Genomic DNA, 24,162 nt, shown 5'->3' with positions numbered 1-24,162 from the left:
GTTTATTGGCCTTGTTCATGCCTTCGTATTTATCGACGATGTCCAGGAACAAGCGCTCCTGTACCGCCGAGTAATAGGTCACGGGGTGCTTGAGGGTGGGCTTGGCCAATTGCGCGTAAGTGCTGTGGTCCAGAGGCGTGGCCGCGCCCTTGACCTTTGTCACCCAGCTTTGGAAGTCGGCAGCGCTCAGGGACAGCGTGGTGAAATGCATGTCGGAAAAACCGGGGCCGTTGTAGTTGGCGGCGATCCCTCTGAACTCACCGGTCTCGTTGGCGATCAGGTGCAACTTGGTCTGCATGCCAGCCATGGCGTAGATCTGCCCGCCGAGTGCCGGAATAAAAAACGAGGTCATGGCCGCGTCGGAGGTGACGGTGAAACTCACTGGCGTGTGCACCGGCAGGGCCAGTTCGTTGACGCTGGCGATGCCCAGGTCAGGGTAGATAAACAGCCATTTCCAGTCGGTGGCCACCACCTGCACATTGATCGGCGGGGTGTCTGACTCCAGCGGGCGATAGGGATCGAGTGCGTGGGTGGTCTCCCAGGTCACCCATCCCAGGACGATGATGATCAGCAGGGGAACGCCCCACACCACCGCTTCGATTTTGTGCGAGCTGGCCCAGCGGGGGGAGTAACGCGCTTTTTTATTGGTGGCGCGGTAGCGGTAGGCGAAGACAAACATCATCACAATCACCGGAACGACCACCAGCAGCATCAGGCCCGTAGCGAGAATAATCAGGTCGCGCTCATCGGTTGCTACTTGCCCCTTGGGATTGAAGACCACCAGGTTGCAACTGGTGAGTAAGAAGAGGCTGGTGATAATGACCAAGCAATAACCCATCGCTCGTTTCATGCCTTGCTCCTGTGTTGGAAACTTGCGTTTTGCTGCGCCGAATCAGTGCTCAAGCGTTAACTAAGCGAAGCGCTTGTTAACCTCAGACGCCGCCAGGTGTTAAACACTCGGCAATAAGGTGCCGTCAGTAGACAAAGTGCTTCTACTGCTCGGTTCTATTAGCTTTTGCTGCCGCTCTGCAGGGCGCATTTCGCCGCGCTCCCGAACATTTTGAATAGAGCCCGGTGGGTTGGTTTAACAATTTGTTTCCTCGCCTGACGAACGGTTTAACAGGCGAAACGGTAAAGGGTTTTTATCGGTGCATGATGGAATTGGCCTTGGAAAAAGTCTGAATTCGGGTTAAGAAGTTCAGTCGTTAGTTGATGGCCAACCCCACTAACGGTTTTGGAGAAGCGCTATGTTTATACGTGGCAAAACCTATGAAGCCTGGGCCGCCAAGGCACTCGACGAAGAGTGCTTTACCCAGGAGGTTGAAAACGGCTGCCATATCGAAGTCAGGGCCCGGGAGCGGAAAGATGGCGATATCGAAGTGCTGCTGTGCGTCTACACCGCGACGGGGCAATGCGTGGTTGAACGTACCAAGCAATTGTCGGGCGCCGAATGGACGGTGCGGGACGCGCTCAAACGCGGCATTGATCAGGCGGAACGGATTGCCGGTGGTGAGTCCGGCCGACTGCCCTGTGCTGATGCGCACTTGCACGACGACGATTGAAGGGTGCGGTCGACGGTCGAGACCTACCTGAGGCCCCGCGCTGCAACTGTGAGCGGGCTTGCTCGCGAAGGCGGCCTTACAGCCGACGCCTAACTAACTGACGCCCGCAATTTAATGTGGGAGCTGGCTTGCCTGCGATGGCGGCCTAACAGTCAACACAGTTGGTTTGTGTACATATCCATTGCTGTGGTTACGGCCACTTAGGGGGCCGCCCTGACGGCGGGTCACTTTGGAAAAGCCCCAAAGTAACCAAAGGGCTCTTGCCCCACCACTCGGCACCTCGCTCACGCTCGGTATGCCCGAACACAGGCTTGAATCCGTGGGCCGCCGCCACGCGCCATCCATGGCGCGGGGCGGCTAACCCGGCGTCCTGCCGGGTTACCCACGAATTCAAGCCTGCGTTCGGCCAGCGTGGTTTAACGGGGCGCTTAAGATCAAGATCACAAGCAGATCAAGAGCAAGATCAAGAGCGGCTCGCTTCGCATCGTGGTTACCGTAGGATATCTATGCTCATCGGGAGCCCCCCCGCCCGTCAATGCAACGAAGCCCGGGTAATCAGGTAGTTCACCAATTGCGGCTCATCGTCAAGTTCAATGCTCTGCACCGGGCGCGGCAGGTTGTCCAGCACCGTGCGCCAGAACGCCTGGGACACTTCGTCCTGATCATAGAAACGCACCAGCCAATTGCGCTCGCCGCTGCACAGCACCTGGCTGGCGATGGCGCGGCCGATGCCCTTGCGGCGGTAGCGCTTGAGGATGAACAGGTCGGCCAGTTCCAGGGCGTCGATGCCCGGTAGTTCGCTGCCTTCGATCAACAGGAAACCGGCGATGTAGCCGTCTACCAGCAGCAGGTTGGCGCTCCATTGCGGGTCGCTCCAGTAGCGGGCCAGGTGTTCGTCGTGGATGTAGAAACGCCCATCGGCCTCGACATCTTCCTGTTCCCAGTCCGAAGACTCGTAGGCGTAATACTGGTAAAGATTGCGGATCAGTTCGGCTTCTTCGGGGCCGGTCTGGATCAATTCGACGGTGGTTTCAGGCATGGGGCTCTCGGTGGAAAAACGCAGGGCGCCATTGTTCACAAAAGTGCTGCCCACGCCAATGGCCTGGCGAATCCTTTCTATTGGCTGAACCGATTGCAAATAGCAGTTGCCTTGGCCGAAATCCTGAAACATTTAGAATAAACTTCGCCGGTTTCTCCCTATTGCTCAAGGACACGTATTTTGACCAACGTCTGTACCGCCGGCCTGGATGTGGGCTTTGCCTCCCTGGATTACCTGCAGATCTTCATCCTGGGCGTGATCCAGGGCATTACTGAATTGCTGCCGGTGTCATCCACCGCCCATATGCGCGTGGTACCCGCCCTGCTCGGCTGGCAAGACCCCGGCTCGGCGTTTTCGGCGGCCATGCAATTGGCGGCGTTGGCGGCGGTGGTCAGTTACTTCTGGCGCGATGTGCGCCAGGTCACCACGGGCAGCATCAGTGCGGTGCGCCGGGGCGACTACAACGACCGCTGGTTCAAGCTGGCGGTGGCCATCGTGCTGGCAACCGTACCGATTGGCATCGCCGGCCTGGCGTTGTCGTCGACCTTGAATGCGTGCAACTCACCCTTGCGCGGGCTGATGGTGATCGGCATTTCCTGCGTGGTGATGGCGGTATTGCTGGCCCTGGCGGAAGTGCGCGCCCGCCATACCCGCGACGTAAGCCAGATGCGCTTGCGCGATGCGCTGATCGTGGGGGTCGCGCAGATCGGCGCGTTGATTCCCGGCGTATCGCGTTCGGGCTCTACGTTGACCGCAGCGCTGTTCCTGAACTTCAAACGCGAAGAGGCGGCGCGGTTTTCCTTCCTGTTGGGCTTGCCGGCCATCGCCCTGGCCGGCTTGAAAGAGTTGTGGGTGCTGCTGCGCGCCGACCTGCCCGTCCACGCCTGGCCGCACTTGATCTTTGGCCTGGTGGTGGCCAGCGTCTCGGCGTTCTTCGCGATCTGGGGCCTGATGAAGTTTCTGGAACGGTTCTCCACCTGGCCGTTCGTGATCTACCGTGCGCTGCTGGGGATCTTCCTGATTGTGGCGGTCAGCACCGGATTGTTGAGTTAAGCCGCCGGTTCGCGGTCGGCCAGCGCTTCGAGCAAGTCGGCCGAAGGCACGAAGAACAGGCCGCCGGTCACGGCCGTGCTGAAGTCGAGCAAGCGATCGTAGTTGCCGGCCGGGCGGCCGACGAACATGTTTTCCAGCATCTGTTCCAGGGGCTGAGGCGAGCGTGCGTAGCCGATGAAATAAGTGCCGAATTCGCCCGCGCCAGGGCGGCCAAAGGGCATGTTGTCGCGCAGGATCTTCACTTCCTCGCCGCTCTCGTCGGTGATGACGGTCAGCGCGCTGTGGGAGTTGCTCGGCTTGGCGTCTTCGTCCAGTTCGATGTCCGACAATTTGGTGCGCCCGATCACCTTCTCTTGAGCCTCCACCGTCAAGCCATTCCACGCGGTCATGTTGTGCAGGTATTTCTGCACCAGCACATAGCTGCCGCCTTCGAACTCAGGGTCTTCATCGCCTACCAGGGTAAAGGCCTCGGCCTTGCGCCCCACCGGGTTCTCGGTGCCGTCGACGAAACCGATGATGCTGCGCATATCGAAGTAGCGAAAGCCCTGGACCTCATCCACCACCTTCACGGTATCACCCAGGGCCGCCATCAACTGGGTCGCCAACTCGAAACACAGGTCCATCTGCTCGGCACGGATGTGCAGCAGGATGTCGCCGGGGGTCGACACCGCCTTGCGCCCTTGCACACCGAACTCGCGAAACGGATGCAAGGCCGCCGGGCGCGGCGCGCCGAACAGGCGGTCCCAGGCATCCGAGCCAAACCCGCAAACGCAAGTCAGGTTGCCCGAGGGCACGCGCTTGCCTACCGAGCGCACCAGGCCTGCGATGTCGGCGCACCAGGCCCGCACGTTTTCAACCGCATCGGGCGCCAGGGTGGCGACCATGAAGATCGCGCTGCTGGTGATCGGATGGCACACCGATTGCGGTTCGAGCGGGGGGCGGACGGGGCAGGTTTTCATGAAGGCGATCCACTGGCTAAGGTCGGTTTGAACCCCGGCAGGTTAGCAGATCATCCCTGACAACTGGCCCACACCTGGCGAATCAGCGCTTTGAGCTTCAAAGCCTCGGCCCAGCGATCGGTGAGCTCGCGACCATCCACGCCAGTGATCGCATAAGGTGGCGGGCCCAGTTCGCAGGTGAAGGACAGGCTCTGGGGTGTCTCGGCGCGGGCCAGCCAGTCTTCGATCCCGTAGCGCCACCAACCGGTAAAGCGCTCCACCCACGGCTGATGCTGGGGAAAATCCAGGCCTACCTGCACCTGCTCACTGCTGGCGATGCGGCCATGAAAGCCCCAGCTGTGACGCAAGATGGTGCGTATCTGTTCGTCGTCTTCCACACTGCCGGGCTCGGGCAATTCGCGGCCAACTACGTAGTGGGACAGGTCAGCGAGCAGTTTCAAATCGGGCATCTGTGCCAGCAAGTCGAGGGTGAACAGCAGATCGTTAGTGAGCCGATAGCGATGGGTTTCCAGCAAAATCTGGAAGTCCACCTGTTCGGCCAGGCGTTGCCAGCCGTCGATCAGCCGTCGATCAGCCAGGCCGCCTCGGCCTGGGTACGCGGGCGCACGTCGGCTTGCAAGGTGAGGTGGTGACAGCCGTAACGGCTGATCACCTCCAATGCCCTGGCCAGATCATCCACCGATTGTGGGAACAGTTGCCCTTCAATCTGCAAGCCCCTGGCCGTGGCCGCCGCGTGTAGGCGCTGCACCGATGCCGGGGCCCAGTAATGGTCGGTGATGCCGTCAAAACCGGCGGCAGCGATTCGATCCAGTTGCGCTTCGAGGCTGCCGGGCTCGGTTTGCATGGCCCACATCGATTGGAATACTAAAAACTGGCGCATGCCAGCCTCGCAGTAGTTGCTTCAGGGAGACGTCAGGGTCGGCCAGGCTGGCCGGGTTGAGCGGGATGTGGGCGGTGATCAAGCGCTCGCACAGTTTGATGTCCTTGGCTGCGCGGTTACCCAAGGCCCAACCGCAGGCGCCCTGCAAACGGTGATGGTCGTCAAGGTAGAACAGCAGCAGACCACCGTCGGGCAAATCCCGGCGAACCGTCAGTGCCGCCATCACCCCGACGGTGTGCAAACCCCACGCGTATTGATCGGACCAAAAACCCGGGATCGTCTCGTACGCTAACGCCCGTCCCAGCAGGTTCAACGCCGCGAGACGGCCCTGGGCTTCGGCGTTGCGCCAGGTTTCTTGCCGTTGATAAAGGCCCTCCAGGCGAAACTCGCACACGTCTCCCGCCGCGTAGATATCCGCCGCACTGGTGCGCAGGTGCGCGTCGACACGTATGCCCTGCCCGACGTCCAAGCCTGCCGCTGCGGCCAACTCGATGTTGGGCTGCATGCCGATACCGACCACCACCAGGTCGCAGGGCAGCCGTTGCCCGTCGACCAGTTGCACGGCGTCGGCGTGGATGCACTCCAGGGCGACGTCCAAACGCACGTCCACACCTTGTTCACGGTGCAATGCCAGCAGCGCCTCACTGATCACCGGCGGCAACACCCGCCCTGCCAGCCGTGGCCCGGCTTCCAACACTGTGACCTCGCAGCCCAGGCCCCGCGCCGTCGCCGCCACCTCCAAGCCAATAAATCCACCGCCGACCACCACCAGCCGAGCGCCAGGACGCAGCCCATCGCGCAGGGCCACGGCGTCATCGTGGGTGCGCAGGTAAAACACCTTCGCCTGCGCCTGGGGCAAACGGCGCGCCCGGCCTCCGGTGGCCAGCAGCAGGCCGGCATAGCTCAACCATTGGCCGTCGGCCAGTTGCAGCCGGTGGTGCTGGGGCTCCAGGCGGCTGACCGGGTTGGCAGCGATATGCTCGATACCGAGCGCCGCAAACTGGTGGCTGTCGCACAGGCTGCATTGCGCCAGGTCAGTCGAGCCTTGCAGCAAACCCTTGGACAACGGTGGCCGCTCGTAGGGCAGATGCGCTTCATCGCCGATCAGGATCAAGCGCCCGCTGTAGCCTTCTTCACGCAAAGTCAGTGCCGCACGGCCACCAGCATGGCCGGCGCCGACGATGATCAGGGGCGCGTTCATCCTTCGGCCGTGACGGCGAGCTGCACCCGCCCCGCATCCACCCGCACGGGGTAGGTCTTGAGGTTCACGCACACCGGCGCGCCCAGGGCCTTGCCAGTGCGGTAATCAAAGCGCCCGTTGTGCTTGGGGCACTCGATCACATGGTCCATCACCAGGCCGTCGGCCAGGTGGATTTTCTCGTGGGTGCACAGGCCGGCGGTGGCGAAGAATTCGTTATCGGCTGAACGGAATACCGCGTAGGTCTGCGCGCCGTGGTCGAAGCGCAGCACGTCTTCTGCTTCTATTTCGCCCACGGCGCAGACGTCGATCCATTGATCGTTCATGCATTTATCTCCAATGACTGGCTTTCACTCTGTGGCGAGCGAGCTTGCTCGCCACGGGTGGGGCGTTGGACGAAGTAGCTGGGGTCGCTGCGCTGGCGCCAGATCGTCGGAATGATTTCCTGGTAGGCCTGCCACAGGTTGGCATACGGCGGCGGGCAGTCGCTGCGGATCTCTTCGTGCAGTTGGCTGAGCGCGTGGTACGGCACCATCGGGTACATGTGGTGTTCGAGGTGGTAGTTCATGTTCATGTAGATAAAGCGCAGCACGCGGTTCATGTAGATGGTGCGGCAATTGCTGCGGTGGTCGAGCACATCTTCGGCCAGGCCCACGTGCTGGCTGAGGCCAAACAGGTAGCCGAGCCACGCGCCATAGAGGCTGGGCAGGCCCACCAGCATCAGCGGCAACCAGCTGTGCAGGTACAGCGCAGTGCCAATGATCACAGCGTAAAGACCGACCCAGATACGCGCATCTCGGTACACCTTGGGCCATTCGGATTCGGGGATGAAGTCGCGCTCCTGGGCGCTCATTCGCCCGAGCGCATGGCGGGCCACGCCGCTGAAAGTCTTCCAGGCCAGGGGCAGGTTGAACAGGCTGAGGGCCATCATCCATAAGCTGGGCGGGCGCGGTTCGACGATCTCGGGGTCACGGCCGACGACGATGGTGTCGGTGTGATGACGGGCATGGCTCCAGCGCCACACGTGGGGTTCGAAGAGGCACATGAAGCTCGCCACCTGATACAGCGCATCGTTCATCCAGCGGGTCTTGAACGCCGTGCCGTGGCCGGTTTCGTGCCAGCGCGGGTTGGAGGCCGTGCCGTAGAGCACACCATAAGCGATAAAGAATGGCACGCAGGCCCAACTGCCCCAGAACCAGTAGCCGCCGACACCGGTGGCCAACAACGTCGAGCACCACAGGGCGGTGTCGAGCAAAGCCGGACCGTCGCGGCGCTGCATCAGTTCTTTCATGCGTTTGCGCGAGATGGGCGATTGGTACCAGTTGGCCGAGACCAGGCCCTTGTCGGCGGCGCGGGCGGCTTCGGGGCCGGTGAGGCTATAGTCGCGCCGAGCGCGGTAAGCGGTGTGTTCAGGCATTGTTATTGTTCTCCGCAAGCGTGGGTTTCAGGGGCTTTGCGAAACCAACGATAGAGTGCGGCTAAATCACCCTCAAGGCCTTGAATCCATTCCCTATCAAGCTATCATCCAGGCCCAGCGGGGCTTGATAGTTTTCTATCAAGACGCTCAAGGGGCCTGCCATGCACAACAACAAACGCCCAACCATCGCCACCGTCGCCGCCCATGCGGGGCTCAGCGTAGCCACCGTCGACCGCGTGTTGAACGCCCGCGCGCCGGTCAACCCCGGCACGGCCGAACAGGTGTTCCAGGCTGCCGAAGCGGTGGGCTATTTCGCCGCACGGCTGATCGGCCAGCGCATTCGCGAACGGCGGCCCACCTACCGTTTTGGCGTGCTGTTGCTGGGGACCGCCCAAGCCTTCTATGCGCAGTTGGCCCACGCCATCAGCGAGGCAGCGCAGCATCACGCCACCGCCAACCTTAGCTGCCGGTTCGACTACATCAACGACCGCACGCCCGGCGCCATCGTCGCGCAAATCGAACAACTGGCCGTGCAGTGCGACGCCCTCGCGGTGGTCAGCTTCGCCCACCCATTGATCAACGCCTGCCTGGCGCAGATCCGCACAGCGGGCGTGCCGGTGGTTGCCCTGCTCTCGGACATCCATGAACACGCCGCCGAACCCTATGTGGGCCAGGACAACCACGTGGTCGGGCGCACCATGGGCTGGCTGCTGGCGCGCACCTGCGGCGCACCCAAAGGCAGCGTGGGCATCCTGTTGGGTGGCCATCGTTTTCTCGGCCATCAGGCACGGGTCGAGGGCTTGCACAGCTACCTGGCCGAACACGCGCCGGGGCTCAAGCCGTTGGAGCCGCTGATCAACCTGGACAACTGCGACATCACCGAAGAAGCCACCCTCGACCTGCTCAGCCGTCATACCGACCTGCGTGGGTTATGCGTGGTCGGCGGGGGTGGCGACGGTGTGATCAACGCCTTGGCGCAACTGCCCAAGCGCCCGGCGCTGTGCTGCATCCTGCAAGAGTCCACGCCGTTGTCACGCCAGGCATTGAGCAACGGGTTAATTGATGTGGTGATGGACTCGCAGCCACGGCAGACGGCCGTGGCGCTGGTGGAGTTGCTGGTGCGCTTGCAGAGTGATGAGGGGTTTGACCCTTTGAAGCACCGCGTGCATATATCGCCGCAGATAGTGACGTCGGAAAACCTGTGCAACTGATCGGTTTGGCTTGAGGTTTCAGCGCTCACGGAAATCGGCGGCGCTCAAGCCAAACCGACTCATCTTGTTGTACAGCCCGCCCCGCGAAACATCCAGTTGCTGTGCGGCCAGGCGAATGTTGCCGCGGGTGCTGGTGAGCGCGGCAACGATGGCGTGCATTTCATGGCTGCTCAAATCCTGCGCGGGCTGGGGCTGGTAGGCGCGCAACGTGGTGCGTTGCGGGGTTTCCAACGGCAAATCAGCCGATTGGATCAGCTCGCCCATCGCCAGGTTGGTCGCCCGCTCAATGACGTTCTCCAGTTCCCGCACGTTGCCCGGCCAACCATGGGCTGACAGCAACGCCAACGCATCCGGGGTGAAACCTTGCACGGCTTTACGGAGCGAGCGGGCACAGCGCTGCAGGAAGTGGCGCGCCAGCAGTGGGATATCGTCACGGCGCATACGCAGTGGCGGCACGCTCAGGTTCAGCACGTTGAGTCGGTAGTAAAGGTCTTCACGAAACGCGCCCTCGGCCACCGCCTGGCTCAGGTTGCGATGGGTAGCCGCGATGATGCGCACGTCGACTTGCCGCGATTGCTTGGCCCCGACGCGGGTGATTTCACCCTCCTGCAAAACCCGTAGCAGGCTGACCTGGGCGTCGAAGGACATGTCGCCGATTTCATCCAGGAAGATGGTGCCGCCATCCGCCAGTTCGAACTTGCCTGCAGCCCCACCCCGCGCCGAGCCGGTGAATGCGCCTTCGACGTGGCCGAACAGTTCACTTTGCACCAGGTCCCGTGGGATCGCGCCGCAGTTGACCGCCACAAACGGACCGTTGCAACGCTCGCTGCCGTTATGAATGGCTTGGGCAAACAGTTCCTTGCCGGTGCCGCTTTCGCCGAGGATCAAGGTGGTGGACTCGCTGCGACTGGCAATGCGCCCCAGGTGCAGAGCGTCTTGTATCGCCCGTGAGGTGCCCAGGATGGTCTCGAAGGTATAGCGGGCCTGGGTGCCGATAATGCGCCGGGTAATCTCGCGGATACGGCGGTTTTCGCGCACCGACACAATCACCCCACCCTGCTCCAGTGGACATAGCGAAACGAGGCAGGCGAGTTGGCTGCCGTCGTGCAGGTGGAAGGTGCAATCGAGGTCGCGCACAGGCTCACCCAGCGCGTCGCTCAGTTCACTGCGGCCCAGGCGCTGGAAAGGACTGCCGATCAACTCGCGCCCCACCCCGAACAGGTGCCGCGCATAACGGTTGAGCGCCTTGATGCAGCCACGCTCATCGAGCACCACCAAACCTTCGTTGAGCACTTCGAGCACGGCCTGTTGTTCTTCCAGCAACAGCTGCAGCGCCATCTGCCGCGACACCGCTTCGGCCGCCGCTTGAACGGTGCCCAGGGTATGGAAGTGAAACCAGCCGGGCTCGGCGGTCAGGGTGAGCATGGCCAGGGTCTGGCCTTGGGCATCCTTGATCGGCGCGGCGGCGCAGTGCATGTGGCGCTGGCGCAGGCCGCTGGCGAAATTTTCTTCCGCCAGCACATACACCAGGCGATCTTCGGCCAGGGCCAGGCCGGTGCAGTTGGTGCCTTGCACCGATTCGAGCAAGCGACTGCCTACCGGGGTGATGTCCAGCCCGCAAAAATACAGAGTCGTGCCCTCGGCATCCGTGAGGTTGATATGCCCGCGCGGGTTGTAAGCCAGTAATCCATGCATGACCTGCGCGGCGGCGGCGATCAGGGCGCGATGGTGGGCCAGGGTCGCCGCGAGCGCATGAGGCGCAACAAAGCGGTAGTCGTTGTTACCGGGCTCGATACCCGCCTCGACACTGCGTCGCCAGGAATCCCAGATGACCTGGCGTACCCCGTCGGGACGCACGACTTGGCCAGCCAGGCACTCTCGCCACGCCTGTTCCAACGCGGCGATGGGCCCGTCGTTCAGCGCGGCAGGCCCCAGGTTCGTGAGGTATTCGAGGTCTTGCACACTGAACGCCTGGGTCATTGCGGTTATCCATGTCCATATTTTCGACATGTCAGTATAGACATGTCATAAAAATGAACACTTTTTGTTTGATTAAAATAATAAGCCTTTATAAATCAACCACTTATAAACTGGCATAGGCCTTGCTCCTGCCCCTGTGTCACCCAGGACTGTCCTGGGGGCCCACAACAACAAAAGGGGTCGTTTCATGAGTACACAGAACATCCGCCTGGGCTTGATCGGTGCCGGCCGCATGGGCAGCTTCCATGGCCTTACCGCTGCACGCCATATCCCCGGTGCCTGCCTCGCCGCCATCGCCGATCCCGTCCCAGGCCAGGCCGCTCGCCTGGCAGCGGAACTGGGGGTGGACAAGGCCTACACCGACCCGCAACAGCTGCTGGACGACCCGGACATCGACGGCGTGCTTATCGCCGCCCCTGCCCGTAGCCACGCGGAGCTGGTGATCAAGGCCGCACGTGCCGGCAAGGGCATCTTCTGCGAAAAGCCCATGGCGATTACCCTGGACGAAGCCGACCGCGCCATCGCCGCCGCTGCCGATGCACGGGTGCCCTTGCAGGTCGGCTTCAATCGGCGCTTCGCCAAGAGCTTTCGCACCGCGCACCTCGACGTCGTCGCCGGACGTATTGGCACGCCACAGCTGCTACGCTCGCTGACCCGCGACCCGGCGCTGAACAACCCGGCCAACTCACCGCAATGGGTGATCTTCCTCGAAACCCTGATCCACGACTTCGACACCCTGCGCTATCTCAACCCTGGGGCCGAAGTGGTCCAGGTGCAGGTGATGGCCGACGCGCTGATTGCCCCGCAATTCAAAAGCCAAGGCTTGCTCGACACCGCCGTGGTCACCCTGCGCTTTGACAACGGCGCCATTGCCACCGCCGAAGCCAGCTTCCAGGCCGTGTATGGCTACGACGTGCGCGGCGAAGTGTTCGGCAGCAAGGGCATGCTGAGCATGGGCAGCCTTAACGACTGCGACCTGGTGCGCTACCTGGCCGAGGGCATCCAGGCAGACACCCAGCGGATGGACACCGACCTGCTGCGCGACGCCTACATCGCCGAGCTCAACCACTTTGTCGACTGCCTGCGCAGCGGCGCCAAGCCCCTGGCCAGCGGTGAAGATGCTCGTGCAGCCCTGGCAATTGCCCGTGCCTGCATTGAGTCGTACCAAACCGGCAAGGCCGTGGCCGTTCAAGGAGCCCTTTGATGATGCCGTTCAAATTGGCCGTCAGCGCCGAAATGGTGTTCCTCGACCTGCCTTTCATCGAACGCGTTAAACGTATTCATGCCCTGGGCTTCAGCGCCGAAATCTGGAGTTGGGCCGACAAGGACATCAACGCCTTGGCGGCGACGGGCGCGGACTTCACCTCGATGACCGGCTACCTCAGCGGCACCCTCACCGACCCCGACGGCATCCGCCAATTGCTCGACAGCGCTCGTGAGTCGCTGGGCATTGCCGAGCGACTCAATTGCCCCTGCCTCAACCTGCATGGCACGGGCCTGGGTGAAGGCGGCCTGCCCGTGCAGCCCGTCAGCCACACCACCGGGCGCATGTGGCTGAGCGCATGCAAAAGCCTGGAGAAAATCGCGCGCCTGGGGGAAGACGCCGGCCGCGTGTTCCTGCTGGAAAACCTCAACACCGCCGTCGACCACCCAGGTACACCGTTTGCACGTGCCGACGACACCCTGGCCCTGATCGAAGCCGTCGGCAGCCCGCATTTGAAGATGAACCTGGACCTGTACCACGCGCAGATTGGCGAAGGGAGCCTGATCGAATTGATCCAGCGCGCTGGCAGCGACATCGGCGAAATCCAGGTGGCGGATGTGCCTGGGCGCAAGGAGCCCGGCACGGGCGAGATCCACTACCCGGCCATTGCCCGGGCCTTGCACGCCATGGGTTACACCGGTGTGGTCGGCCTGGAGGGCTGGGCCAGCGGCGACAGCGAGACGGCCCTGGAGCGTTTCCGCCAGGCATTCACCCTATAACAATAAAAGGAACAGCCTCATGCACCGTTATTCATTACTAGTGGCCGCGCTGTTGTTGATGTTCAGCCAGTGGACCTTCGCCGCCTATCGCATCGGCGTGAGCATTGCCCGGGTGGACGATAACTTCATGACCTATGTGCGCACCGGCCTGGAGGCAGCAGCGAAACACCAGGACGTGCAGATCCAATTTGAAGACGCCCAGGGCGATGTGGTGCGCCAGCTCAATCAGGTCGAAGGGTTTCTCAACCAGAAAGTCGATGCGGTGATCGTGCTGCCGGTCGACACCGCCGCCACCGCCAACATCACCCGCGCGGCCGTGGCGGCGAAGACGCCGCTGGTGTACGTCAACCGCCACCCGGATGAGCGTACGCTGCCTGAGGGCGTGGTTACGGTGGCCTCCAACGACATCGAAGCGGGGCAATTGCAGATGCGCTATCTCGCACAAAAACTGGGCGGCAAGGGCAATGTGGCGATCATCATGGGCGACCTTGCACAGAACGCCACCCATGACCGCACCGAGGGGGTCAAACAGGTGCTCAAGGACTTTCCGGGGATCAAGATCGTCGAGCAACAAAGCGCCGAATGGCAGCGCAGCAAGGGGATGGACCTGACCAGCAACTGGTTGCTGGCCGGCACCCCGTTCAATGCCATTGTCGCCAACAACGATGAAATGGCGATTGGCGCGGCCATGGCCTTGCAGCAAGCTGGCAAGGCCAAGGGCGAGATTGCGATTGTCGGCATCGACGGCTTGCCCGATGGCCTGGCGGCGATCAAGCGTGGGCTGCTGGCGGGCTCAGTGTTCCAGGACCCCAAGGCCCAGGCTGCCCAGGCCGTGCAAGCGGCGGTGCGGATGATCAAGGGCGAGCAAGTTGACGCACAGGTGTGGGTGCCTTTCGAGCTGATCACGCCTGAGCAGGTGGGGGTGTTTGAGCAGCGCTACAAATAACGCAGGTTTGTAGGAGCGAGCTTGCTCGCGAAGAACGCCCAGACGCCGCGCTCATCCAGGAAACACGCGTTATCGTTGACGTTTTTCGCGAGCTTGCTCGCTCCTACCTGGTTATCGTATCAATCCAGGTCACGTGCATCATGCCGCTCGGGCAACTGATCATCGCCCGACACCCGGTTCACCCGCCGTCCACGCTGCACCGCCGGCCGTGCGTCAATCGCATCCGCCCAGCGCTGCACATGTTTGTATTCATGCACCGACAAAAACTCCGCCGCGCCATACAAACGGCCTTTGACCAACCCACCGTACCAAGGCCATATCGCGATGTCGGCAATGGTGTATTCATCCCCGGCGATGTATTGGCTGACCGCCAGGCGCTTATCCAGCACATCCAGTTGGCGCTTGGTCTCCATGGCGAAGCGGTTGATCGGGTATTCCATCTTGCTTGGCGCATAGGCATAGAAATGCCCAAAGCCGCCCCCCAGGTAAGGCGCGCTGCCCATCTGCCAGAACAACCACGACAGGCATTCAGCCCGTGCCGCGGGCTCCGTGGGCAGGAACGCACCAAACTTCTCGGCCAGGTACTGCAAAATCGCGCCTGATTCGAACACGCGAATCGGCGTGGCGCCGCTGTGGTCCATCAGCGCAGGAATCTTCGAGTTCGGGTTCACCGCCACAAAGCCACTGCCGAACTGGTCGCCGTCGCCGATCTTGATCAGCCAGGCATCGTATTCGGCGCCGGTGTGCCCCAGGGCCAGCAGCTCTTCCAGCAGGATCGTGACCTTCTGCCCATTGGGCGTGGCCAGGGAGTATAACTGCAGCGGGTGCTTGCCCACCGGCAGCGGCTTTTCGTGGGTGGCGCCGGCGATGGGCCGGTTGATACTGGCGAAGGTGCCGCCGCTTTCGGTGTCCCAGGTCCAGACTTTGGCAGGTACGTACTCGGTCATAATCAATGCTCCAGAGGCGCTTGTGATCCACTAAGCGTTCCAGACTAAACCAAAGGTTGATGACTCGTCACACCTATCAGCATGGAAGATCCGGCATGAACGAGCGACTCGACGACCTCCTCGCCGACCACTTGCACGTACTGTTCTGCGGCATCAACCCTGGCAAGGGCTCGGCAGCCCTCGGCCTGCATTTTGCCAATCGCAGCAATCGTTTCTGGCGCACCGTGCATCTGGCCGGTTTCACGCCCCATGAAATTCCCCCGCAAGACGGCGCCACCTTGCTGCACTACGGTTGCGGATTAACCACCTTGGTGGCGCGCCCCACGGCCAGTGCAGGCGAGTTGGCACGGCATGAACTCCAGGACGCGGCTGCGGCGTTCGAACAGAAAATCCGCCGCCATGCCCCGCGTTTCGTCGCGTTCCTCGGCAAGCCCGGCTATAGCGCACTGACCGGCCAGCGCGAGGTCGCCTGGGGTTTGCAAGCGCAGCCACTGGGCGGGGCCTCGGTCTGGGTGCTGCCCAACCCCAGCGGGCGCAACCTGGCGTTCAGCCTCGATCAATTGGTGCAGGCGTATCGGCTGCTGCACAACGCCGTTGCGCACACCCGGCCCGTGCCCGTAATCTCTTGAGCCCAACACCCTGTAAGCAATGGAGGCTGCATGAAACTGGTCGGAATGCTGGACTCGCCCTACGTACGCCGCGTGGCTGTTTCCCTGGAGTTATACGGGGTGGACTTTGTGCATGAACCGCTTTCGGTGTTCAGCACTTACGCTGAATTTGCCCAGATCAACCCGGTAGTCAAGGCCCCGACCCTGGTGCTGGACGATGGCACGGTGCTGATGGATTCGAGCCTGATCCTCGATTACCTGGAAGCGCTGGCGCCGGCTGACAAGAAGCTGCTGCCCCAACAACCGGCGGCACGCGCCCGCGACCTGCAACTGCTTGGGCTCGCGCTGGCGGCCTGTGAAAAAAGCGTGCAGATCGTCTATGAACACAACCTTCGCCCCGCTGAAAAATTGCATGCGCCGTGGCTTGAGCGCGTTACCGGGCAACTGCTGGCGGCTTATGCGTTGCTGGACAAGCAGCTGGCAGGCAATGAAGCGCTGACCCAGGCGTCGATTACCGCAGCGGTCGCCTGGTCGTTCAGCCAGTTCACCGTGGCCTCGGTGGTAAAGGCCGATGCGTTCCCCAACCTCAAGCGCCATGCTGAACGCCTGGAGCAGCACCCGGCGTTCAAGCGTTACCCCATCGAATGAACTCGCGCTAATGTGTAGGAGCGAGCTTGCTCGCGAAAAACTCATAGACGCCGCGTTTACTCAGGCTACACGCGTTATCGTTGACGTTTTTCGCGAGCAAGCTCGCTCCTACATAGGGCCCTGTTCGCGTCGCTACACCCATCCGCCGTCAACGATAAAGTTCTGCGCCGAGCACATCGCCGAGGCATCCGAGGCCAAAAACAGCGCCATGTTGGCGATGTGTTCCGGCATCACGCTGCCGGGCAGGCACTGGCTGCGGGCGATGAGGTCCTTGGCGGCGTCGTCGACCCACATGGCCAGTTGTTTTTCGGTCATCACCCAACCCGGTACCAAGGTGTTGACGCGGATATGGTTGGGCCCCAGTTCCCGCGCCAGGGCTCGGGTCATGCCGTGGGCGGCAGCCTTGCTGGCGGCGTATACGGGGTAGCCGGCCGAGGCCATCATCCAGCCCACCGAGCCCAGGTTGATGATCGAGCCGCCGCCGGCCTCTTTCATCATCGGCACCACCGCCTTGGCGGCAAAGAAGGCATGTTTGAGGTTGACCGCAATCAGCTGGTCGAACAGGTGCGAGTCGATTTCTTCCAGGCTGTGGCGCACATCGTTCGCTGCATTGTTGACCAGTACCGTAATCGGCCCCAGGGAATGCTCGAAGCGCCCGATCGCCGCGCGGTAGCCGATCTCGTCGGTGATATCGCAGCACTCGAACTCGACGCTATGTCCTTTAGAGGTCAATAAAGCGGCCAAGCGTTCACCCTGGCTCTGTGCACGGTCCACGAACGCCACCTTCGCGCCCTGCGCGGCGAAGGCACGCACCATGAACTCGCCAATCCCCGAAGCCCCGCCGGAAACCAGCACGGTTTTGTCCTTGAGGTCGGGATAAATCGCTTGCTGGGTAGTCATAACAATCAGTGCTCCGCTTAATTAGTCTTATTTTATTTTGCAAGAACGGCGTTAAAGGCTATAAATCTGCTGTCATATCGACAAAATATCTCAAATTAGTAGAACTATTCCAGCAAAACAACAAAAGGAAGTTCGACCATGAAGCACCCTCGATACCTGCTGTCCGGCCTCGCGCTGTCCATGCTGATCGCCAGCGGCGGCGCGCACGCTGCCGGCCTTAGCAGCGAACACAAACCCTTCGGTAAAACCAATGACGGCACCGCCGTCGAACAGTACGTGTTGCGCAACAGCCATGGCATGCAAGCCACGGTGATCACCTACGGCGGTGTGCTGCAGTCGCTCAAAGTGCCGGACAAACACGGCAAGCTCGACGACGTGGTACTGGGCTTCGATGACGTGCAAGGCTATCAAGGCGGTACCGCGTTTTTCGGTGCCACCATCGGCCGCTTCGGCAACCGCCTGGCCGGCGGCGCCTTCGAACTCGATGGCAAACGCTATCAGGTACCGCTCAACGACGGCCCCAACTCATTGCATGGCGGCGCCCAGGGCTTCGACAAGCAGGTGTGGCAAGCCAAATCGGTCAAGGACAAAGACTCGGTGGGCGTCACCCTCACCTACCTGTCCAAAGATGGGGAAATGGGCTTTCCGGGCAACTTGAAGACCGAGGTCACCTACCGCCTCAACGACAACAACGAACTGCACATCGACTACACCGCCACCACCGACAAACCCACGGTGCTCAACCTCACCAACCACAGCTACTTCAACCTGGCCGGTGCGGGCAACGGCGATATTCTCAAGCAGGTCGCCACCTTGCACGCCAGCCACTACACACCGGTGAATGCCACCTTGATTCCCACCGGTGAATTGGCGCCGGTCAAGGGCACGCCCATGGACTTCCTGAAGCCCACACCCATCGGCCAGCACATCAAGGCAGACCATCCGCAGCTCAAATTCGCCGAGCCCAAGCAAGGTGGCTTCGACTTCAACTGGGCGCTGGATACCAAAGGGGACGTCAAGCAACTGGCCGCCGAAGTGCATGATCCTGAGTCGGGCCGACGCTTGCAGCTCTACACCACAGAGCCCGGCGTACAGTTTTATACCAGCAACTTCCTGGACGGTTCGGTGAAGGGCAAAGGCGGCAAGACCTATCAGCATTGGAGTGGATTTACCTTGGAGACCCAGCACTTTCCCGATGCGCCTAACCAGCCGAGCTTTGCCTCAACGCGTTTGAATCCAGGGCAGACTTACACCCAGAGCACCCTCTTCAAGTTCAGCGCTGATTAAAACTGTAGGAGCGAGCTTGCTCGCGAAAAACTCACAGGCACCGCGATTGTTCAGGAAACACGCGTTACCGTTGACGTTTTTCGCGAGCAAGCTCGCTCCTACATTGATCTGATGGCCTGGGTTCAGCGTTGTTTCATGCGGTCGATGACCACGGCCAACAGCAGGATTGAGCCGCGGATCACGTACTGATAGAAAGTGTCGATGTTCTTGAGGTTCATCGCATTCTCGATGATTGCCAGAATCAACACCCCGGCGATCACATGGCGGATCATGCCGATGCCGCCGCTCAGCGACACCCCACCCAGCACGCAGGCCGAGATCACCGTGAGCTCGAAGCCCTGGCCGATCATCGGCTGGCCGGAGGTCATGCGTGAAGCCAGGATGACTCCCGCCAGCGCGCCAATCAGGCCGTGCACGGCAAAGATCAGGATCTTGGTGCGATCAACGTTCACGCCGGCCAGCAACGCCGCTTCCGGGTTACCGCCGATGGCCATGGTGTTGCGCCCGTAGGTGGTGTAGTTGAGCAGCCAGCCGAAGAACAGGAAGCAGACAATGGTGATCAGAATCGGCACCGGCACGCCGAACAATTGGCCGTTACCGAAGATGAAGAATTGCTCCTGGGACACGCCCACTGCCTTGCCGTCAGCAAAGATATAAGCCAGGCCGCGCACGATCTGCATGGTTGCCAGCGTAGTGATCAAGGCGTTGACCCGCAGCTTGGCGATCACGATGCCATTGATCAGCCCCACCATCAGGCCCATCAGCAGCGCTGCGCCAATGCCCAGCATCACACTGTCGGTATCGCGCATCACAATCGCCGCCACCACCCCGGCGCAGGCGATCACCGAGCCTACCGACAGGTCGAAGTGCCCCGAGGCCAGGCAGAACAGCATGGTGCACGCGGCAATACCGACGGTGGAAATCGCCAGGCCCAGGCCGCGCATGTTCAGCGGCGAGAGGAAGTTATCGATCAGCAGCGCGCACAGTACGAAGATGCCCACCGCCGCCAAGAGCATCGCCCAGTTATCGAGCAGTGCGCGCATATCGAGGGGTTTGCGTGCCGAGGGCAACGCGTTGTTTTGAATGGTCATGGTCGTCTCTCAGTTCGCCAGGCCGCGTGGCAAGGCCAGCTGCAGCAGGTTGGATTCAGTCGCGTGCTCGCGCAGTTGTTCGCCGCGCAGGGCGCCTTCGCACAGCACCAGGATGCGGTCGGAGATGCCCATCACCTCCATCAGGTCGCTGGACACCACGATTACCGCAATGCCGCTGGCCGCCAGGTTATGGATGATCTGGTAGATCTCCGACTTGGCGCCGATGTCGATACCGCGAGTGGGTTCGTCGAGCAGCAACACCTTCATCGGCATCGACAACCAGCGGCCAAGGATGGCTTTCTGTTGGTTGCCGCCGGACAGGTACATGATCTTCTGCGCTGCGTTCGGCGTTTTGACCCGCATCGCCTGGATCTGCCGGTCGGCGTTACCTTTCTCCCAGCCTTCGCGCAACAGCCAGCCAAAGGTGGAATGGGCGCCACGGGCGCTGATGTTGATGTTTTCAGCGACGCTGCCCAGCGGGATGATGCCCTCTTTCTTGCGGTCCTCCGGACACAGCAATACCCCGGCGGCAATGGCGTCGCGGGGTGAGCGCAGTTGCAGCGCTTGCCCGCACAGTTCCAGGCTGCCGGCACTGGCGCGCTCTAACCCACTGAGCAGGCGAAACAGCTCGGTACGCCCCGCGCCCACTAGCCCGAACAGGCCCAGGATCTCGCCCTTGCGCACCTGGAAACTGATTGGTTCACGCAGGCCGGGACCGAGCAAGCCGTCCACCTTGAGCGCCACTTCGCCCAGCTCGCGCGGGCGGTAATCGTAGATATCCTGGATATCGCGACCGACCATGCAAGTCACCAACTGGTCATGGGTCAGTGTGCTCATGTCCTCGAAGGTGCGCACGTAGCGGCCGTCCTTGAACACCGTCACCGCATCGCAAATACGGAACACCTCCTCCATGCGATGGGACACGTAGAGCACCACTTTGCCCTCATCGCGTAGGCGCGCGATGATCGCCATCAAGCGGTCGATTTCCCGCGCCGATAAACTGCTGGTGGGTTCATCAAAGGCGATCACGTTGGCGCCGCGGGACAGCGCTTTGGCGATTTCCACCAATTGGCGCTGGCCCAGGGACAGGCGCCCGAGCTTCTCGTCGGGGTCGATTTCATCGGCCAGGCCCTTGAGGCAGGTCAGGGCCTGCTTGCGCAGCAGGCCTCGGTTGACCACGCCAAAGCGCGTGGGCAAATGCCCGAGAAAGAGGTTCTCGGCCACGCTCATTTCCGGCACCAGGTGCAGCTCTTGGTGAATCACCGCCACACCGCTGGCGATGCTGTCGGCGGCGCATTTGAACGCCATGGTTTGCGCGCCGATTTGCACGGTGCCGGTGGATGGAATGTAGGCGCCGCCGAGGATTTTCAGCAGGGTCGACTTGCCTGCGCCGTTCTCGCCCATCAGCGCGTGCACCGAATGCGGCCGCGCTTCAAAGCTGATCTGCGCCAGGGCTTTCACACCGGGAAACTCCTTGCCGATGCCATTGAAACGCAGGGCCGCGCCGCTCATTTCCACAGGCCGATCTTGGTCAGTTCTTCCTGGAAATTGGCGCGGGTGATCAAGGTCACCTCGTCCATGGCGGTGTATTTGGCCGGTTCCTTGCCAGTGGTGACCCATTCATACATCGCCAGCGCGGTGTTATAGCCTTCGATATGCGGGCTGGGCAGCATGGAGCCGAAGAAACCGCTGTCGGCTTTCTTCAATTCGCCGATGGCGTCGGTGCCATTGATGCCGATGCCGATCACGTTGGCGGCCTTGAAGCCGGCGCTCTCAGTGGCGCGCACGCCACCGAGCACGGTGTTGTCGTTCATGCCGCCGATGATCAGGTTCTTCGCCCCGCTCGGCAGCTTGACCAGCGCCGAGTTGGTGGCGTCCATGCTGCCGGGCACATCGAGGGTTTTCAGCGCAGCGGTGAGGATGTGATCCTTCGGAATACCGGCCTCCTCCAGGGATTTGATCGAGCCGTCGGTGCGCTTCTTGCCGGTGTCGAGCTCGTTGAAAGTATTGATCACCGCGTAGGTGTCCTTCCAGTCCCAACCGCGTTTTTTCGCTTCGGCGGCCATGGCAGCGCCCTGCTTCTGGCCCACCTCAAATGCGGCCATGCCCAAGTACGGCACCTCTTCCATAAAGTTGCCTTTGGCATCGACAAATCGGTCATCCACGGCCATCACTTTCAAATCGTTGACCTTGGCCTTGGCGACGATGGCCGGGCCCAGGGACACGTCTGGCGGGCAGATCACAAAGCCTTTCGCGCCGTTGGCGGCCAGGCTGTCGATAGCCGACAAGGTCTTTTCACCATCGGGCACGGCGATTTTGATCACGGTAAAACCATGCTCTTTGCCGGCCTTTTCCGCGAATGCCCACTCCGTTTGAAACCAGGGTTCCTCAGCCTGTTTGACCAGGAAACCGATCTTCACTTCTTCAGCCGATACCCAGCCGCTGAACGCCATCGCCAGTGCCACGGCACCGAGTGTTTGCTTGAACATGGACCACCTCCTTCTTGTTATTGAAAAACGCTTTAGTCGTGGTACATCACAGACCGCCCGCCATCGATCATCAGGCAAGTGGCATTGATAAAGGGCGCCTCGTCGGTCGCCAGGAACAGAGCCGTCATGGCCACTTCGATGGGCTGGCCAATGCGTTTGGGCGGGTGCAGGTCGAACGCGCGCTGGCGTTCGGCGTGGGGGTCTGGGAAACCGTTCCAGTAATCGACGTTGAGCTGGGTTTCGATATAGCCGGGGGCGATGGCATTCACGCGGATGCCCTTGGGCGCGTACTCGATGCCCAAGGCACGGGTGAGGCCGAGCAGGCCGTGCTTGGCGACAGGGTAAGGAAAACAACCGGGAATGATGTGGCTGGAATGGGTGGACGCGATATTGATGATGTTGCCGATGCCCTGCTCGATCATGTGCGGCAACACCGAACGGCAGCCGTACCAGGCGCCGTCGAGGTCGATGGCGAAACAGCGGCGCCAGTCCTCGTCGCTCATCTCCAGCGGGTCACGGAACACATTGACCCCGGCACAGTTGACCAGCACATCCACGCGGCCAAAGCGCTCGATGGCCAGGTTGACCAGTGCCTGCCATTGTTCCTTGGAAGTGATATCAACCGGTTGGGCGTAAATCTGCGCGCCGCGTTCGCGCCAATGGGCGGCGACCTTCTCGACTTTGTCGCCCTGGATATCAGCAATGATCAACCGCGCCTGCTGAGCCTGGAAACAGGCAACGATAGCTTCGCCAATGCCTTGGGCGGCGCCGGTGATGATCACCACCTTGTTCTTCAGCCGCTCGCCGTAAGTGGGCTCGGGCACGGCGGGTAGGGACAACGGATGTGCCTGCATCGCTTCACCTTTTTATTTTTTGTAGTGAGTGCTGATGCTGGCGACTATAAACCCATCGCCTGAAATATCTCAATATATAAATTATCGTCCCATATAATGAGCAAATCAAAAAATGTGGGAGCGGGCTTGCTCGCGAATGCGGTGTGTCAGTTAAAGCATGTGCTGACTGATACACCGTATTCGCGAGCAAGCTCGCTCCCACATTGGATCTTTAGGGACTTTACGAAAGAAGCTTCAGCCCAGGGCGAAGTCGCGCAAGGCATCGCCTTCCATGCGATAACGCACCCATTCTTCCTGAGGCTGGGCGCCGATGGATTTGTAGAAGGCAATCGCGGGCTCGTTCCAGTCCAGCACGCTCCACTCAAAGCGCCCGCAACCGTTGTCGCAGGCGATCTTGGCCAGGTGACGCAGCAACTTCTTGCCGGCGCCACCGCCGCGTTGTTCCGGGTTGATATACAGGTCTTCCAGGTAAAGGCAGTTACTACCCAGCCACGTGGAGTAGCTGAAAAAGAACACCGCAAAACCAATCGGCAATCCATCGCGCAAGCAGATCAGGCCATGGGCCGTGGCACCTTCGCTGAACAGGCTGCGTTCGATGTCCACCACGCTGGCGATCACTTCATGCCGGGCTTTCTCGTACTCGGCCAGCTCAGTGATGAAGGTCAGGATTTGCGCAGCATCGCTGGGCACGGCGGGGCGAATCTCGATGGTCATGGGCGAGCCTTGGGCAAATTCAAAGGCCACATACTAAGGCGATTTGATGGCCGTTTGCAGTGCAATTGATGCCGACGAGCGCGTTTCACTCCGGTGCGGGGTGATGCAAGCATCGGCAACCACAGAACAAAGCCTGCGCACGCCCATGGTAAACAATGGGCATAAATCCAACGATCAGAGACCTGCTCATGCACGCCACGCCACCAGTGGGCACCAAGACATTCGCGCTGTTCTGCCTAGCCAGCTTCCTGCTGTCACTGTCTTACGGTTCGACCTTTTTGTTGTCACTGCTGATCCATGCCCGTGGCGGTAATGAACACGACGCGGGCAGTGTCATTGCCACGGCGATGCTCAGCAATTTTGTGGCGGGGGGGTGTTTTGGGTGGCGCGGCTATG

General features: G+C 61.2%; 23 protein-coding genes and 2 pseudogenes. 10 read left to right on the top strand and 15 right to left on the bottom strand.

All coding sequences use genetic code 11. The features are described from left to right. Nucleotides 1-850, bottom strand: an 850-nt coding sequence (cyoA, locus tag GIW04_RS12870; RefSeq protein ID WP_442962797.1) for a ubiquinol oxidase subunit II, incomplete at its 3' end; no start/stop codon positions are given. A gap of 397 nt (nt 851-1,247) precedes the next feature. Between cyoA and GIW04_RS12865 the strand changes: the two genes are divergently transcribed. After that, nucleotides 1,248-1,562, top strand: coding sequence for a hypothetical protein (locus GIW04_RS12865; protein ID WP_003190472.1), 315 nt, complete (start codon nt 1,248-1,250; stop codon nt 1,560-1,562). Nucleotides 1,563-2,094: 532 nt separating this feature from the next. Here GIW04_RS12865 and GIW04_RS12860 read toward each other — a convergent pair. Continuing rightward, on the bottom strand, nt 2,095-2,733 hold the full coding sequence (locus GIW04_RS12860) for a GNAT family N-acetyltransferase (protein WP_034135324.1): 639 nt from the start codon (nt 2,731-2,733) through the stop codon (nt 2,095-2,097). A gap of 48 nt (nt 2,734-2,781) precedes the next feature. On the opposite strand from GIW04_RS12860, the gene GIW04_RS12855 reads away from it, so the two are divergent. After that, nucleotides 2,782-3,654 carry an undecaprenyl-diphosphate phosphatase gene (locus GIW04_RS12855; protein ID WP_003190596.1) on the top strand — a complete coding sequence of 291 codons (873 nt, stop codon included), beginning with the start codon at nt 2,782-2,784 and terminating at the stop codon, nt 3,652-3,654. Here GIW04_RS12855 and GIW04_RS12850 read toward each other — a convergent pair. The 5 genes and pseudogenes from GIW04_RS12850 to GIW04_RS12830 form a co-directional block, all read right to left on the bottom strand. Beyond that, the gene (locus GIW04_RS12850; RefSeq protein ID WP_003190594.1) at nt 3,651-4,613 is read right to left on the bottom strand and encodes a Dyp-type peroxidase; all 963 of its coding nucleotides are present in this window, start codon (nt 4,611-4,613) and stop codon (nt 3,651-3,653) included. The genes GIW04_RS12855 and GIW04_RS12850 overlap by 4 nt on opposite strands. Before the next feature lie 50 nt (nt 4,614-4,663). After that, a pseudogene (locus tag GIW04_RS12845) lies at nt 4,664-5,493 on the bottom strand (sugar phosphate isomerase/epimerase family protein). Further along, nucleotides 5,396-6,694 (bottom strand): NAD(P)/FAD-dependent oxidoreductase, encoded by a 1,299-nt coding sequence (locus tag GIW04_RS12840; protein ID WP_232964799.1) that lies wholly within the window; start codon nt 6,692-6,694, stop codon nt 5,396-5,398. The pseudogene GIW04_RS12845 and the gene GIW04_RS12840 overlap by 98 nt, the downstream one beginning before the upstream one ends. Continuing rightward, a complete protein-coding gene (locus tag GIW04_RS12835) occupies nt 6,691-7,017 on the bottom strand; it encodes a MocE family 2Fe-2S type ferredoxin (RefSeq protein ID WP_120248309.1) in 327 nt (108 codons plus the stop codon). Before GIW04_RS12835 ends, GIW04_RS12840 begins: the two co-directional genes overlap by 4 nt. After that, nucleotides 7,014-8,108, bottom strand: a complete 1,095-nt coding sequence (locus GIW04_RS12830) for a fatty acid desaturase family protein (protein WP_120248310.1) — start codon at nt 8,106-8,108, stop codon at nt 7,014-7,016. The genes GIW04_RS12835 and GIW04_RS12830 overlap by 4 nt, the downstream gene beginning before the upstream one ends. 161 nt (nt 8,109-8,269) lie before the next feature. Between GIW04_RS12830 and GIW04_RS12825 the strand changes: the two genes are divergently transcribed. Continuing rightward, a complete protein-coding gene (locus GIW04_RS12825) occupies nt 8,270-9,319 on the top strand; it encodes a LacI family DNA-binding transcriptional regulator (protein WP_120248311.1) in 1,050 nt (349 codons plus the stop codon). Nucleotides 9,320-9,337: 18 nt separating this feature from the next. On the opposite strand, the gene GIW04_RS12820 is transcribed toward GIW04_RS12825, so the two are convergent. Continuing rightward, nucleotides 9,338-11,299 carry a sigma-54 interaction domain-containing protein gene (locus GIW04_RS12820; RefSeq protein WP_120248312.1) on the bottom strand — a complete coding sequence of 654 codons (1,962 nt, stop codon included), beginning with the start codon at nt 11,297-11,299 and terminating at the stop codon, nt 9,338-9,340. A gap of 187 nt (nt 11,300-11,486) precedes the next feature. Between GIW04_RS12820 and GIW04_RS12815 the strand changes: the two genes are divergently transcribed. From GIW04_RS12815 to GIW04_RS12805, 3 genes are read left to right on the top strand one after another with little or no spacing between them, the layout of a single operon-like run. Then, nucleotides 11,487-12,503 carry a Gfo/Idh/MocA family oxidoreductase gene (locus GIW04_RS12815; protein WP_003190580.1) on the top strand — a complete coding sequence of 339 codons (1,017 nt, stop codon included), beginning with the start codon at nt 11,487-11,489 and terminating at the stop codon, nt 12,501-12,503. Further along, nucleotides 12,503-13,282, top strand: a complete 780-nt coding sequence (locus GIW04_RS12810) for a TIM barrel protein (RefSeq protein WP_120248313.1) — start codon at nt 12,503-12,505, stop codon at nt 13,280-13,282. Before GIW04_RS12815 ends, GIW04_RS12810 begins: the two co-directional genes overlap by 1 nt. A gap of 19 nt (nt 13,283-13,301) precedes the next feature. Beyond that, complete coding sequence (locus GIW04_RS12805; protein ID WP_120248314.1) at nt 13,302-14,228, top strand: sugar ABC transporter substrate-binding protein; 927 nt, start codon at nt 13,302-13,304, stop codon at nt 14,226-14,228. A gap of 119 nt (nt 14,229-14,347) precedes the next feature. On the opposite strand, the gene yghU is transcribed toward GIW04_RS12805, so the two are convergent. After that, nucleotides 14,348-15,175, bottom strand: coding sequence for a glutathione-dependent disulfide-bond oxidoreductase (gene yghU / locus GIW04_RS12800; RefSeq protein WP_120248315.1), 828 nt, complete (start codon nt 15,173-15,175; stop codon nt 14,348-14,350). Between the two features lie 95 nt (nt 15,176-15,270). Between yghU and mug the strand changes: the two genes are divergently transcribed. Beyond that, on the top strand, nt 15,271-15,804 hold the full coding sequence (gene mug / locus GIW04_RS12795; protein ID WP_034135334.1) for a G/U mismatch-specific DNA glycosylase: 534 nt from the start codon (nt 15,271-15,273) through the stop codon (nt 15,802-15,804). Between the two features lie 30 nt (nt 15,805-15,834). Beyond that, the gene (locus GIW04_RS12790) at nt 15,835-16,431 is read left to right on the top strand and encodes a glutathione S-transferase family protein (RefSeq protein ID WP_034135335.1); all 597 of its coding nucleotides are present in this window, start codon (nt 15,835-15,837) and stop codon (nt 16,429-16,431) included. A 132-nt stretch (nt 16,432-16,563) separates the two neighbouring features. Here GIW04_RS12790 and GIW04_RS12785 read toward each other — a convergent pair whose 3' ends face one another. After that, nucleotides 16,564-17,331: an SDR family NAD(P)-dependent oxidoreductase gene (locus GIW04_RS12785; RefSeq protein WP_120248316.1), complete on the bottom strand. Its 768-nt coding sequence runs from the start codon at nt 17,329-17,331 to the stop codon at nt 16,564-16,566. 138 nt (nt 17,332-17,469) lie between these two features. Between GIW04_RS12785 and GIW04_RS12780 the strand changes: the two genes are divergently transcribed. After that, nucleotides 17,470-18,618, top strand: coding sequence for an aldose epimerase family protein (locus GIW04_RS12780; protein ID WP_003190562.1), 1,149 nt, complete (start codon nt 17,470-17,472; stop codon nt 18,616-18,618). Between the two features lie 122 nt (nt 18,619-18,740). Here GIW04_RS12780 and araH read toward each other — a convergent pair whose 3' ends face one another. The 5 genes from araH to GIW04_RS12755 form a co-directional block, all read right to left on the bottom strand. Beyond that, a complete protein-coding gene (gene araH, locus GIW04_RS12775; protein ID WP_003190560.1) occupies nt 18,741-19,709 on the bottom strand; it encodes an L-arabinose ABC transporter permease AraH in 969 nt (322 codons plus the stop codon). Nucleotides 19,710-19,718: 9 nt separating this feature from the next. After that, complete coding sequence (araG, locus tag GIW04_RS12770; RefSeq protein ID WP_236306874.1) at nt 19,719-21,221, bottom strand: L-arabinose ABC transporter ATP-binding protein AraG; 1,503 nt, start codon at nt 21,219-21,221, stop codon at nt 19,719-19,721. Beyond that, a complete protein-coding gene (locus GIW04_RS12765) occupies nt 21,218-22,198 on the bottom strand; it encodes a substrate-binding domain-containing protein (protein WP_003193492.1) in 981 nt (326 codons plus the stop codon). Before GIW04_RS12765 ends, araG begins: the two co-directional genes overlap by 4 nt. Nucleotides 22,199-22,230: 32 nt before the next feature. Continuing rightward, nucleotides 22,231-23,052 carry an SDR family oxidoreductase gene (locus GIW04_RS12760; RefSeq protein WP_034135337.1) on the bottom strand — a complete coding sequence of 274 codons (822 nt, stop codon included), beginning with the start codon at nt 23,050-23,052 and terminating at the stop codon, nt 22,231-22,233. Nucleotides 23,053-23,286: 234 nt separating this feature from the next. Beyond that, nucleotides 23,287-23,766, bottom strand: coding sequence for a GNAT family N-acetyltransferase (locus GIW04_RS12755; protein ID WP_003193496.1), 480 nt, complete (start codon nt 23,764-23,766; stop codon nt 23,287-23,289). Nucleotides 23,767-23,954: 188 nt separating this feature from the next. On the opposite strand from GIW04_RS12755, the pseudogene GIW04_RS12750 reads away from it, so the two are divergent. Then, a pseudogene (locus GIW04_RS12750) lies at nt 23,955-24,162 on the top strand (hypothetical protein); the annotation flags it as partial.

This window comes from Pseudomonas sp. PA-4-8C (assembly GCF_021606625.1).
Classification (GTDB): Bacteria; Pseudomonadota; Gammaproteobacteria; order Pseudomonadales; family Pseudomonadaceae; genus Aquipseudomonas; species Aquipseudomonas lactis.
This window is presented reverse-complemented; position numbering and strand designations above follow the sequence as displayed.

Excerpts from the sequence above, each read along its gene's own strand:
- GIW04_RS12850 (WP_003190594.1), bottom strand. The coding sequence starts at position 4,613 with ATGAAAACCTGCCCCGTCCGCCCCCCGCTCGAACCGCAATCGGTGTGC.
- GIW04_RS12810 (WP_120248313.1), top strand. The coding sequence starts at position 12,503 with ATGATGCCGTTCAAATTGGCCGTCAGCGCCGAAATGGTGTTCCTCGAC.
- GIW04_RS12790 (WP_034135335.1), top strand. The coding sequence starts at position 15,835 with ATGAAACTGGTCGGAATGCTGGACTCGCCCTACGTACGCCGCGTGGCT.
- GIW04_RS12780 (WP_003190562.1), top strand. The coding sequence starts at position 17,470 with ATGAAGCACCCTCGATACCTGCTGTCCGGCCTCGCGCTGTCCATGCTG.
- GIW04_RS12830 (WP_120248310.1), bottom strand. The coding sequence starts at position 8,108 with ATGCCTGAACACACCGCTTACCGCGCTCGGCGCGACTATAGCCTCACC.
- araH (WP_003190560.1), bottom strand. The coding sequence starts at position 19,709 with ATGACCATTCAAAACAACGCGTTGCCCTCGGCACGCAAACCCCTCGAT.
- GIW04_RS12765 (WP_003193492.1), bottom strand. The coding sequence starts at position 22,198 with ATGTTCAAGCAAACACTCGGTGCCGTGGCACTGGCGATGGCGTTCAGC.
- GIW04_RS12865 (WP_003190472.1), top strand. The coding sequence starts at position 1,248 with ATGTTTATACGTGGCAAAACCTATGAAGCCTGGGCCGCCAAGGCACTC.
- GIW04_RS12835 (WP_120248309.1), bottom strand. The coding sequence starts at position 7,017 with ATGAACGATCAATGGATCGACGTCTGCGCCGTGGGCGAAATAGAAGCA.
- GIW04_RS12840 (WP_232964799.1), bottom strand. The coding sequence starts at position 6,694 with ATGAACGCGCCCCTGATCATCGTCGGCGCCGGCCATGCTGGTGGCCGT.
- yghU (WP_120248315.1), bottom strand. The coding sequence starts at position 15,175 with ATGACCGAGTACGTACCTGCCAAAGTCTGGACCTGGGACACCGAAAGC.
- GIW04_RS12805 (WP_120248314.1), top strand. The coding sequence starts at position 13,302 with ATGCACCGTTATTCATTACTAGTGGCCGCGCTGTTGTTGATGTTCAGC.
- GIW04_RS12760 (WP_034135337.1), bottom strand. The coding sequence starts at position 23,052 with ATGCAGGCACATCCGTTGTCCCTACCCGCCGTGCCCGAGCCCACTTAC.
- mug (WP_034135334.1), top strand. The coding sequence starts at position 15,271 with ATGAACGAGCGACTCGACGACCTCCTCGCCGACCACTTGCACGTACTG.
- GIW04_RS12860 (WP_034135324.1), bottom strand. The coding sequence starts at position 2,733 with ATGTTTCAGGATTTCGGCCAAGGCAACTGCTATTTGCAATCGGTTCAG.
- GIW04_RS12815 (WP_003190580.1), top strand. The coding sequence starts at position 11,487 with ATGAGTACACAGAACATCCGCCTGGGCTTGATCGGTGCCGGCCGCATG.
- GIW04_RS12825 (WP_120248311.1), top strand. The coding sequence starts at position 8,270 with ATGCACAACAACAAACGCCCAACCATCGCCACCGTCGCCGCCCATGCG.
- araG (WP_236306874.1), bottom strand. The coding sequence starts at position 21,221 with ATGAGCGGCGCGGCCCTGCGTTTCAATGGCATCGGCAAGGAGTTTCCC.
- GIW04_RS12820 (WP_120248312.1), bottom strand. The coding sequence starts at position 11,299 with ATGACCCAGGCGTTCAGTGTGCAAGACCTCGAATACCTCACGAACCTG.
- GIW04_RS12755 (WP_003193496.1), bottom strand. The coding sequence starts at position 23,766 with ATGACCATCGAGATTCGCCCCGCCGTGCCCAGCGATGCTGCGCAAATC.
- GIW04_RS12785 (WP_120248316.1), bottom strand. The coding sequence starts at position 17,331 with ATGACTACCCAGCAAGCGATTTATCCCGACCTCAAGGACAAAACCGTG.